Here is a 13,382-nt window from a genome sequence, read left to right as displayed (position 1 = left end):
GCGCGACCCTTGCGGCGGCCCCGACGACCGCCGCCGTCCCGGCCCCGGCCGCGACCCCGACCCCGACCCCGACCCCGACCCTCTGGAGCGTCCAGCTGCCCACCGGCACCGGCACACTCGCGTTCCACGCCGACGGGACCGTCACCTTCACCACGGCGGCGGGTACGATCTCGACGAGCTACGCCGGTCTGACCGAGATCGACGTGCAGGGCGGGCGCGATGACACGCTCGTCATCGACCGCGGTGCGGTCGACCCGGCGCTCACCGTCCGGTTCGACGGCGGAGACGGCTACAACACCCTGAACTTCGCAGGCACGGCGGCGAGCACGGTCTCCCGGCCCGTCGACGCGCATTCCGGCACGGTCGTCCTCGACCGCACCACCGTGGACTACTCGCGCATCGCGCCGATGAGCATGAACACCTCGACCGATGTGGCGTTCGACCTGGGCGGCGCGGATGCGACCTGCACGCTGTCGCCGTCGGCGACGGCCGGCAGCATGAACATGAACTGCCCCGGGGCCGCCGAGGTGACGGACTTCGTCATCCCGACGAACTCGCTGACGATCACCGGCACCGGCAACGACATCCTGCATCTGCAGGGCGCCCTGAACCTGGCCGCCGCCAACCTCACGGTCGTGTTCCGCCAGATCCTGTTCGACAGCGGCATGTCCCTCACCGCAGGCGACGTGTCGCTGACCGCGACGCAGACCGTCACCGGCGGACTCTCGAACGCCCTCTCCTGCCTCGTGAACGGCACGCTCGCGACGCACTGCGCCGACACGTCGATCGGCTTCGCGAATGCGGCGGTCACGGCGAACAGCCTCACCGCGACGGCCAGTTCCACCGTCACTCCCGATTCGTTCTACGGGATCATCGTGAGCGACCATGCGGCCGTCACCGTGCAGGGCGGCTCGATCCACACCACCGGAGCGCTGTCCCTGTCGGCCACGGCGACCGTGCCGACCTTCACGGCCGACGAGAAGTACACCGACAACCTCCTCCTCGATGCGGGAGCGACGGTCTCGGTGGGCGGATCCGCTCAGCTCAGCAGCGGCTCGACCGCCACGTTCACCACGACCTCCGACGTGCACGGCACGGCGAACCCGCAGGTCGACAGCGGCAAGAGCCAGGGCAGTGCGGGCGGCGACGGCAGCACGGCTCAGCAGGACGCCGCCGTCGCGACGGTGACCGTCTTCAGCAATGCGTCGACCACCCTGACCGGCACGGCGAGCCTGTCCGCCACCGGTGCGGCAGCGCTGCACGCGAACAACCACGTGAACGTCGTCGCGACGGGCGACGCCACCCCGGCGACCAGCGGCGCCGGCATCGCGGTGATCATCGTCTCGCAGAACACGACCGCCTCGATCGACTCCACGTCGAGCACGGCGATCACCGCGGGCGCGCTGACCGTCGCCGCGGACAGCGACAACACCGCGACCGCGACCGCGCAGACCAGCCCGAAGGGCTCGACCGGCAACGACAAGGGCGTCAACGACCCGAGCCGTGCGAACGGCCAGGCGCAGTCCGCCGACGGCCCCGCGGGCGGCACGAGCGGCAGCAGCACGGGCATCGCGGGCGCGCTCGGCGTCGTGGCGCTCACGGGCGGCACGCACGCCTTCATCGCCCCGACGGCCGGTGCTCTCGTCATCACGACGACCGGCGGCACGCAGACCGTGCACGCCGCGGCGAGGAACGTGGACGCCGCATCGGCGTCCGGCGGGAGCGCCGACGGATCCGGCGGCATCGGCATCGGCATCGCCGTCGACGTCGCGACGTTCACGACCGAGGCGTACCTCGGCGGCGGCGCGACTCTGAACGCCTCGGGTGTCACGGTGGAGGCGCTCGCCCCCGGACAGTCGCAATACGGCGCGAGCGCCCAGTCCGGCGCGGCGGGGAGCGGCTCGGTCGGGGTCGCCGGCTCGCTCGCGATCAACGTCGCGGTTCTGAAGACCCTCGCGGAGGTGCGCGGCACCCCGACCGTCAACGCGGATCTCACGCTGACCGGCGGCTCGAACGTGCAGGATCGCACGGACGCGACCTCGAAGAAGGACGGCACCGGAAAGTCCATCGGCGTAGGAGCCTCGATCTCGATCGACATCGTCGACAACACCACGAACGCCGGTGTCGTGAGCGGCGCGACGCTCGCCGGTGCGCATGCCCTGACGCTGAACGCCACGGGTGCGAGCGACAGCGGCACGACGGCGAAGAGCGGAGCGAAGGGCGGCGGCAGCCTGACGTTCACCGCGGTGGTCGCCCTCAACGTCGACAACGTGTCCACGTCGGCCGGGATCGCCGACGGCGCCGACCTGCACACGACGGGCGCGATCGCCGCGCACGCGAGCCAGACCGCGAAGGCCGTGACGACGGCCACCGGCGCCACGGACGGCGGCGACCTGGCGATCGGCGCGTCCTTCGCCATGACCCTGGCCAAGCACCGCGCCGACTCCTCCCTCGCCCGCAATGCCGTCTCCGGCGGCGGCGATGTCAGCTTCAAGGCCGATGACGCGAGCGACACCGACACGGAGGCCACCGCGAGCGTCGCCGGCGCGAAGGGCGAGAAGTCCGCGAGCGACCCGAGCGGAGACACCACCACGGTGAACGGCAAGGGAGACAGCCAGGCAGGCTTCGCCAACGGGCGCTCCACCGCCAACGGCGGCAAGGGCAGCCGCTCCACGACCCCGGCGGCGAAGTCCGGCGACGGCGCCGGCGGCAGCGGCGGCACATCGATCAGCGTCGCGGCCGCGATCGCGTTCAACATCGTCGACTCCACGTCGACGGCAGAGCTCGCGGACGGCCAGTCCGTCACCGCTTCGGGCGGACAGGTGACCCTGGCGACCACGAACACGACGCACGCCAAGGCGATCGCGACCGGCACGGCGAGCACCGGGTCGTCGCTCACGATCGGCGCGGCGGTCGCCGTCAACCTCGTGAACATCATCAACCAGGCGTCGATCGGCGTCGGCAGCACGGTCACCGCACTGCACGGACTGACGCTCACCGCGCTGATGAACACCGTCCCCGACGGGACGCACACGATCGATGCCGAGGCGACGGCCGGCGCGTCCAGCTCCGACGGCACGCTGGGTCTCGCGGGCGCCTTCGCGATGAACCTGCTCAACGAGAAGACCACCGCAGTGGTGTTCGCATCGCCGGTCGGTGGCGGGGGAGTGGTGATCACCGGCGTCGGCGATGTGACGATGACGGGCGGATCCTCCAGCAGCAGCACGACGAAGGCGGCGGCCGCACAGTCCGGAGGCGCGACCGTCGGCATCGGCGCGTCCGTCGCCCTCAACCTCGTCAACAACGACGTCTTCACCGGCTTCGACCTGAACAGCTCGGCGGCCAACGGTCCGCCGGTCACCGGAGCGCGCAACATCACGCTGAACTCGACCAACGCCGATGCGCTGACGAACGAGACCGATGCGGGAGGCAAGGGCGGCAAGGTGACCGTCACCCCCTCCGTCGCGGTATCGATCGCGAACGAATCGTCTGTGGCCGCTCTCGGTGCCGGCCCGGTCGTGCAGACGACCGGAGCGATCTCCGTGACCGCCGCGTTCACGGGCGCTGTCGACACCACCGCCAAGGGCGACACCACGGTCGGCTCCACCGCCGGGATCGGCCTGTCGCTGGCCCTCGCCGTGGTGAACCACACCGTCGACGCGCACACCGACCGCAGCCTGAGCGCCGGCGGCGCGATCTCGTTCTCCGCGACCGGCAGCTCGCAGACCACGAGCGAGGCGGAGGCCTCCGCGAGCGGCGCCTCGGACGACGGCCAGGACACGAACAGCAAGGCCGACGACAACCTCGGCAATGCGAACAAGACGCAGAAGGACAACAACGCCGCAGGCAAGGACTCGGGCAAGACCTCGACTCCGAAGACCGGCACCGCCGACGGCCAGGACAACAGCGGCGGGTCGAGCTCCCCGTCCCTGTCGGTGGCCGCGGCCCTCGCGATCAACATCGTCACCACCGTCAGCACCGCGACCGTCGCCGACTTCCTGACGATCACGGCGGGCGGCGTGCTGACGCTCCTGAGCTCGGCCCACACCGACTCGTCCGCGCACGGCAAGGGCGACACCACGGCGAAGGCGGCCGTCGGCGTCGGCGCGGGCGTCGGCGTGAACTCCGTCGACGTCACCAACCGTGCCAGCACCGGCGACTCGACCGTGGTCGCCACGGGCCTCGACGCCGAGGCGCGGATGACCGACATCGCGGACCCGGACAACCACGACGTGCTGCGGCACTGGAACGGCACGTCGTGGGACATCATCGATCGCGGCAAGGACCTGCCCGGACCCTACGCGGGCCAGTACTTCCGGCTCACCGCCGACGATGGCTCGAACGGCAAGGGCGTCTACCAGTACTCCTCCGGCGGCAGCTGGGGCAGCGCGGTGCTCACCGGCGTCGTCCCGGAGCAGGACAAGCTCAGCGACTGCGCGCACGCCTCGAGCCCGGCCTTCTGCGTCCTGACCGTGCCGAACGCCGGCCACGCGCAGGGCAGCCTGTACCGCTGGGACGGCTCGGCATGGCAGTACGCCGGCGACCAATCGGGCGAGAAGCTGCCCACCGATGGCCCGAAGGACAAGGACTACTACCAGCTCACCGCCGATGACGGGCTCGGCCACAGCGCCGGCCTCTACCGGTTCGGGTCCGGCGCCCACGCCTGGACCTCGCAGGGCAGCACCTTCAGCCACGGCATCGACCTGCCGTCGTCGCCCACGACCGACCAGATCTTCCGTCTCGACGAGCACGAGTTCGAGGCTCAGGCCGAGTCCGGAGCGGGGGACTCGACGACGATCGGCGTCGCCGGATCCGTCGCGATCAACATCGTCAAGAACCGCACCGAGGCGGTCGTGCCCACCGGCGGTTCGATCACCCTCAGCACGGACGACCTGACTCTGAAGAGCCGGAGCACGGAGCGCGACGCGGCGAAGGCGACGAGCAAGGCGGAGACGGGCGACTCGGTGGGCGTGGGAGCCTCGGTCGCGATGAACATCCTCGCGGGCCAGGATCCGGTCACTCTGCTGCCGTCCAACCGGGTGCGCTCCGAGGTCGCGAACGGCGCGACCATCTCGGGCGGCCGCAACATCGAGATCGAGGCGAAGGGGTGGCGGCAGATCTCCACCGAGGTCGAGGCGGGCACGAAGACCAGCGGCGACAACCCCGCGATCACTCCCGCCGTCGCGCTCGTCGTGAGCAACCACGAGACCGTGATCGCCCGCCTCGGCACCGGTTCGACCCTGACCGCCACCGGCACCGTCACGGTCAGCGCCGAGCACACGAACGAGATCGACACCTCGGGCAAGGCGGAGGCCGCGAGCAAGGACGTCGCCGTCGGCGCCATCGTCGCCCTCAACGTCGTCCTCGACTGGAACACCCTCGCGGCGATCGACCGCACGATCAGCGGCACGTCCGTCACGATCGAGGCGACCTCGGAGCTGGCCGATGCCGCCAACGCCACCGCGAGCGCGCGCGGCAGCAGCGATGGCGACAACGACTCGGACAAGAAGTCCGACCAGCAGATCAAGGACAACCCGAACACCGCGGGAACCACGGACGGGAAGACCACCCCGAAGTCGAACGACCAGACCACGTCGGCGAACAGCAGCTCGAGCGGCAAGACCGGCCAGAGCGGCGGCGGCACCGGCATCGCGGCCTCCATCGCCTGGAACTGGATCGAGGCGACCAACGAGGCGCGCATCGGCGGCGGCATCACGGTGACCGCCACGGGCGGCGCGGTGAAGGTCAGCGCGTCCGATCTGACCGGCAACACCGCGAAGGCCATCAGCACCGCGTTCGACCTCACCTCGGGCAGCACCGAGATCGGCGCCGCGGTCGGCTTCAACTACCTCAACCTCACCAACAAGGCGCACGTGCTGCAGGGCGCCACCGTGACCGGAGCCGGCGTCACCGTCGAGGCGATCACCCCCGCCGGCAAGCACGACGACTTCATCATCTGGGCGTTCGCCGCCGCCGGCGGCAAGTCCGGCACGAGCTTCGCCGCGTCGGCGGGCATCAACGTCCTCAACCTGTACACGGCGGCACGGATCGGCCAGGGCGCCACCGTCACCTCGACCGCAGGCATCGACGTCAACGCCGTCACGGACATGCGCCTGCTGAACCTCGCGCTCTCCGGTGCGCTGTCGACGAGCGGCAAGGGCATCGGCGGCGCGTTCGCCGTGAACATCCTGCCCGCCGTGTCGACCGTCGCCTCGGTGTGCTCGGGGACGGATCCGACGACGGATCCCGACTGCACCGGCTCCTCCGCCGTGACGACCCTGCAGGCCTCCGGCGCGATCGGGGTCACCGCGCACCAGACCTACGCGCCACTGGCACCGACGACCGGTAACAGCACGATCGACGAGCACCTTCCCGCGATCTCGTCCTTCGCCCTCGGCGGCGCGGTCGGCGGCGACGGACTCGCCGTGAGCGCGACCGTCGTGGTGGACGTGCTCCTGTTCGACACCGAGGCGTACATCGGCGACAGCGCGAAGGTCAACCAGACCACGACGGGCGACTCCGGCCAGTCCGTGACCGTCTCCGCCCAGGACGACACGAACATCGTGGACGTCTCCGGCGGGCTCGCCCTCAGCGGAGGATCCGCGTCGGTCGCCGGATCCATCATCGTCCTCGTCATGACGAAGGACGTGAAGGCGCGGATCGGCGCCGGCGCGAAGGTCGCCGCGGGCGGCGGGGTCGCGGTCACCGCGGTCTCGACCGAGAACCTCCTCGAGATCGTCGTCGGCGGCAGCGCCTCCGACTCGAGTGCGGCGGTCGCCGGCACCTTCGCCGTCATCGTGATCAACCCGGGCGACCACGCCACCTCGGCGACCATCGGCGACAACGCGGTCGTGCACGCCGGCGGCGACATCGCCGTGACGGCCTCCGACCACGCGGACAAGCTCAGCATCGCCTCCGGCAACGTCGCGATCTCCACGAGCAGCGCCGGTGTCGGCGCCTCGCTCGCCCTCCTGGTCCGCAACGGCGACGTGGTCGCGACGATCGGCGACCACGCGGACATCGAGGCCGACGGCGCCACCGGGCTCACGGTCTCCGCGACGCAGGTCGGCGACGTCCTCCTCGTCGCGGTCGCCGGCGCCGGTGGCAACAACGCGGGCGTCGCCGGATCCGTCTCGATCGACGTGCTCACCGACGTGACCACCGCCGGGATCGGCGCCAGCACCACGGTGAACTGCGTCGGCGTGGGCTGCACGAACTCGAGTGCGCACACCTCGCAATCGGTCGCCGTCACCGCGTCCGACACGACGACGATCCTCGCGCTCGCGGGTGCGGTGGCGGTCGGCGGGACGGCGGGCGTCGGGGTCGGGCTGGACGTCGAGGACCTGCACAAGACCACCTCGGCGACGATCGGCTCGTCGTCCACGGTGCACGCCAACGGCGACGTCGTCGTGACCTCGACCTCGAGCGAGGACATCAAGTCCATCTCCGCGGGTGTCTCCGCCGGAGGCACGGCCGCGGTCACCGTCAATGCGGCGGTCCCCGTGATCAGCGTGACGACGACGGCCGGAATCGGATCCAGCGCGAACGTCCGCGCCGGCGGCAACGTCATCGTCTCCGCCGACGAGGCCCTGAGCCTCTTCGTCATCGCGGGCAACATCAGCGTCGGCGGCACGGCCGCGATCGGCGCCGGCGTCGCCGTGCCCGTCGTCACGAAGACCACGAACGCCACGATCGGCTCCTCCGCGATCGTCACCGCGCTCGGCGGCGCCACCACGCACGGCACCGTGAACACCGGCGGCTACATCACCTCGGGCACGGACACGCGCTTCGACCCGCGCGGGTACCAGGGCGGCTACCCCGGCGGCCCGCTGCCGAACTCGCCGGCCCCCCAGGGCCTCATGTTCGACGGCACCACCATCAACCTCGGCTACACCCACAACTTCGTCGAAGGCCAGCAGGTCGTCTACGACGCGGGCGGCGGCAAGCCCATCACGGGGCTCTCCGACGGCGCGACGTACTTCGTCCACCTGGTGAACGGGTGCGGCACGTGCATCCAGATCCGCGGGCCGAACCCGGATTCCCCGATCATCACCGGCATGACCCTGCCCTCCGGGATGATGAGCGAATCGCAGCGCTTCATCCCGACCAACACCCCGGGCGCCGCGGGCGACGACGCGCCGCGCTTCAACCCCGGCGTCGACGTCGGCTCGAACTACATCGTCCTCCCGTACGACCCGAACGCCGCGAACGGCGACCCGGTCGTGTACAGCGCCGGCGGCGGCACCCCCATCGGCGGACTCGTGGACGGCGCGACCTACTACGTCGTCGACCACACCCCGAGCCACTTCCAGATCGCCCGCACCAAGTGCGAGGCCACGCTGAACGCCGACGACTGCGCGCACGACGGCATGGCCGTGCCGGGCGCGACCGTGCCGATCGCCTTCAGCTCCACCGGCGCCGGCCGCTCGCACAGCTTCGTCCGCTCCGGACAGCTCCCCGGCGCCGACGGTCGGCAGACTGGCCCGCAGACCATCACGACCGGCACCTCGTCCGGGTTCTCCGGCGTCGCGGTCACCGCGACCAACAGCGACTACATCGCCTCGCTCGGCGTCTCCGCGGGCGTGGCAGGGACGGTCGCCGTCAACCTCTCCGGATCCGTCTCCGTGCTGACCGTGCATACGACCGCATCGATCGGCGACCACGCCGAGATCAACTGCGCGACCGCGGCCTGCGCGGCCGACGATCCCGCCGCCGGATCCGGGCAGTCCGTGCGGGTCGCCGCCGGCAACAACTACCGCACGCTCGGCCTCGCCGCCTCCGTCGCGGTGAGCGGCACCGCAGCCGTCGGTCTCTCCGCGGCCGTGCGGGTCGTCGAGCTGCACGCCGACGCCTACATCGACCACGACGCGATCGTCAACGCCCGCCACGACATCGAGGTCGTCTCGCACACGAGCGACGCCGTCGTCTCCGTCATCCTCGCCGCCGCCGGCGCCACGGTCGGCGTCGCCGGCACCGTGGGCGTCACCGTCCTGAAGACCTTCACGAACGCGTACACCGGAGACGCGGTCACGCTGCGCTCGGACGGAAACATCGCGGTCCTCGCCTCCGACGACACGTCGCTGATCCTCGTCACCGCGTCCCTCGCCGTCGGCTGGGTCGGGGTCGGCGTGGGCGTCGACGTGGTCGTGGCCACGAAGAGCACCCAGGCGCACCTCGGCACGGACAACACGGTCGTCGTCAAGGGCACGGGCGCCGGGTACGGCTGCCCGAGCACCGGCGAGGCCTGCATCGATGACGGCACGATCGCGAACGACTCGTTCGGGTCGCAGACGGTGCACGGACTCGCCGTGCAGGCCGGATCCACCGAGAAGCTCTTCGGCATCGTCGCGGGACTGGCGGCCGGATTCGTCGGCGTCAGCGGCAACGTCGGGGTGAGCATCCTCACGGTCGCCACGGGCGCCTGGATCGACGACGGCACGACCGTGAACAAGGGATCCGGCACGATCCTCGGCGGCGTCGCGGCGAACCAGTCGGTGACGGTCAACGCGACCGACCGGCTCGACTCGCTCACCTTCGCGGGCGGAGTGGCCGGCGGGTTCGTGGGCGCCGCGGGCGGCATCGACATCGGTGTCGCGAACGTCAGCGTGACCAGCTACATCGGCACCGCAGACGTCTGGGCCAACGGCGCGGTGGCCGTGAACGCGCTCGCCATCAAGCACGTCGCCAGCTATGCGGTGAGCGTCGGCGGCGGCTTCGTCGGCCTCGCCGGCGCGGTGTCGGTCTGGTCTATCGGCACGACCCCCACGGACCAGTACAACTCCGACGCCAGCGGGCCGCAGCGCGGCGCGTACTCCGCGGCGAACAGCTACACGACCGGCGACGTGGTCACCGCCTCCGGGCACACCTACGTCGCCCGCAAGAACAGCGACCCCACGAACGCGCACAACACCGGCGACAGCGCCTACTGGGAGCTGTCCGACCCGAAGAGCGCCGCCACGGGCGACAGCGGGGCGATGTCCGCGCAGGATCAGGCCGATGGCACGGCCTCCGGCTCGGGGGACGGATGGGGCAGCGCGCTCAGCGGCACGGCCGCGCAGAAGGTCGCGCTCTACCAGGCGGGCCACGCGTACAAGAACGGCGTGATCGTCACCGACGGGTCCGGCCACTACTACCAGGCGAACATCGCCTTCACCTCCGGCGCGTCGATCGCCGCCGACGGCGCGAAGTGGACCCCGATCAACGCCCCCTACGCGAGCTACGTCTACTCGGGCGGCGACCGCGCCAACCAGGGCCTCGTCGCGGCATCGCCGGGCGGATCCGTCACGGCCGACACGTTCCACCCGACCGTCGGGCACCCGGCGCCTCCCGCCGGCACCTCCGCCACGATCTACGGCACCGTCCACTCCCTGCAGTCCGACGTGCAGATCACGGCCGATGACCGCCTCGACGTCGTCGTGCTCGCGGGTGCCGCCAGCGTGGGACTCGGCGCCCTCGGCGCCGGCATCTCGGTGCTCACGATCGGCCTGCACACCGACGCCGGCGTCGCGAACACCGCGAGCCTCTCCGCCGCAGGCACCGTGGGCGTGCACGCGAACCTCACCGAGAACGTCACCGATATCGCCGTCACCGGATCTGTCGCCGGCATCTCGGTGACGGGCCAGATCGTCGTGCTGAACGACACCAGCGCGCAGGCCGCGCACATCGACGGCGGCGCGAGCATCCCGCAGGCCGGCACGACCATCGACGTCACGACCCTCGCGACCCGCACCATCACCGCCTACGCGGTGGGCATCACGCTCGCCGCCGGCGCGGTGGGCGTCGCGGTCGTGGTGCTGAACCTCTCGGGCGACACCACGGCGACGATCGGGAACGTCGGGATCGGATCCGGTGGCGCCATCGGCGGCATCACCGTCACCGCCACGGATCACGTGACCCCGAAGATCCTCGCGGTCTCCGCGCAGGGCGGCATCCTCGCCGGCATCAGCGGCATCGTCGCGATCCTCAACTACACGGGCACCACCCGGGCCGCCGCCGCGGCGCACGGATCCGTCACGATCGGCGGCGCCGGCGTCACGGTGAGCGCCATGGGAACGCGCACCGACATGACGCCGGTCGCGGTGAACATCTCGACCGGCGCCGCCGCGGTGGGCTTCACTCTGCTCATCGCGTCGAGCGGTCGCCACACCGAGTCCGAACTGGGTGGCGACGTCACCACCAGCGGCGGTGTGGACGTCGAGACGAACGCGAGCAACGTCGTGAGCGCCACGACGCCGGGCGTCGCGATCGGCGCCGCGGCGATCACCGCCATGATCCCGATCGCCACGATCTCGGGGCACACCACGGCGAAGCTCACCGGCCGGGTGGGCGGATCCGCGAGCGTCACGGTTCACGCGAGCGGCGAGAACCACGCGAACGCGGAGGTCGACATCCTCGGCATCGCCGGTCTGTCGCTCAACGTCGGCGTCGCGAAGGCGACCATCGCGGACGGTGCCGACATCGCGGCCACCGTGAGCTCGGACGCCTCGATCACCTCCGGTGGCACGGTCAACGTGACCGCCGACATCCACGGACCGAACGCGCGCAATGAGGCGATCGCGATCGGCAGGAACCTGAGCGCCGGATTCGTGGGCGCGGGCGCCGTGTTCGCGGCCCAGGCCCTCATGGGCGGCGCCGTGCACGCAGAGCTCTCCGGCAGCGTGACGAGCTCCGCGAGCGTCGCGGTCAGCGCGATCGGCGCCAACCGCGCCGAGGCGCAGCTGCTCGTGGTGAGCGTCGGCGGCCTCGCGGGCATCTCTGTGAGCCTCGCCGACGCCGAGATCCGCGCGGCCGCGAAGGTCGAGGCCGTCGCCGTCTACGCCGGTGCGTCCCGCACGATCACGAGCGCGGGCCCCGTGACGTTCGACGCCGAGTCCCACAACACGGCCTACACCAAGACGCAGATGGGCTCGGGAGGCGGTCTCGTCGGTATCAGCGTCAGCGTGCCGACCGCGGACATCGCCGCCGCGACCACCGCCTCGGTCGACGTCGGCGTCGATGCGGCCTCGCTCTCGGTCACCGCGAACGGCACCAACAACGCGTCCTCGGTCACCGACATGCTGAGCATCGGCGGACTCGGGGCCGGCGGCGCCAACGACGCGCACGCGACGATCCAGTCCTCGGCCCTCGTCACCGCAGCCGTCGGCGCGCACAGCACGGTCACGCTGTCGGGGGCGGCCACGATCAGCGCCGTCAAGAAGAACACCGTCGTCTCCACCACGAGCAGCGTCAACGCCTCGCTGGTGATCAGCGTCGGGATCATCGGATCCACCGCGGCCGACCACGGCGGCAGCAGCGCGGCCTTCGGCGGCGAGCTCGTCACCGGCAGCCAGCTCACCGTCAAGACCGACGCCACGGATGCGACCACGACCACCCTCGACATCGTCTCCGTCTCGCTCGCCGTCGGCGTCTCGGCCGTCTCCGCGACCGGCGCCATCGACGGCACCGACGCGGCGGCGCTGGGCGGATCGGCGAACATCCACAGCCCCGGCACGGCCATCACGGTGCACGCCGGTCGCGGGGCGATCGCGCTCACCAACGTCACCGGCGGCGCGGGCGGCATCCTCGGATCCGGCACCGACATGAAGGCGGTCGCCACCGTCGGCGGCACGGTCTCGGCCTTCGTCGACGACGGCGCGACCGTCGGCACCGTGTCGGGCAGGCCCGGATCCCTCGCGGTCACCGCCGACGACGCGGCCGTCGCAGGCGCCGGCGCCAAGGCGGGAGCCGGCTCGATCGGTCTCACGATCGGCGCGGCGGTCGGCTCGGCCACCGCGAACCCCACCGTCAAGGCCTACCTGGGCACCGGCGTGCACGTGGTGCTCGGCACGGGAGCGACCAACGGCGTCACCGTGACCGCGATCTCGCATCGCGCGCAGGCCGTCGGCACCGCCAAGGTGGTCGGCGGCGGCATCGCCAACGTGGGTCTGCCGGGCGCGGACGCCACCACGTCCCCGACGGTGGATGCGCACTTCGGCGCGAACACCACGATCGTCGCCGGCGGCACCGTGACCCTCGACGCGCAGTCGCTGGCAGACCCGCAGGGGGCCCTGCTCACCGACGACATCGTGGGCCTCAACGTCGACGGCGGTGCCGTGCCCGACGACACGGTGCTGTTCCCGCAGCACGGCCTGTCCACCGGCGACCAGGTGCAGTACAGCTCCTCGAGCCCGATCGGGGGCCTGCGCAACGGGCACGTGTACTCGGTCGTCGTGCCGGTCGTGAACGGCGATCCCGACCCCGATCACCTGGGCTTCGGCGTCACCTGGACCGCGGCGTCGATCGACGCGCTGAGCCTGGTGCCGGGAACGTCGGGCGTCGACACGTCCCGCGGGCTGCTGCGCTTCAGCGGGCCGCACCACTTCGAGAACGGCGACGCCCTCATC

1 protein-coding gene (running past one end of the window) is annotated in these 13,382 nt (G+C 71.5%); it reads left to right on the top strand.

Going from position 1 to position 13,382, the window contains the following annotated elements; all coding sequences use genetic code 11:
- Nucleotides 1–203: 203 nt before the first annotated feature.
- Nucleotides 204–13,382 carry the start of an Ig-like domain-containing protein gene (locus LXM50_RS14320; protein WP_233312095.1) on the top strand. Its footprint extends 15,402 nt past the window's final position, so 13,179 of the gene's 28,581 nt are visible here — the first part of the coding sequence; it begins with the start codon at nucleotides 204–206; its stop codon lies off the right edge, out of view.

It is taken from the genome of Microbacterium sp. Au-Mic1 (genome assembly GCF_021341785.1).
Lineage (GTDB): Bacteria > Actinomycetota > Actinomycetes > Actinomycetales > Microbacteriaceae > Microbacterium.
The sequence above is the reverse complement of the archived record's forward strand: the minus strand, read 5'-3'. Positions and strand labels throughout refer to the sequence as shown.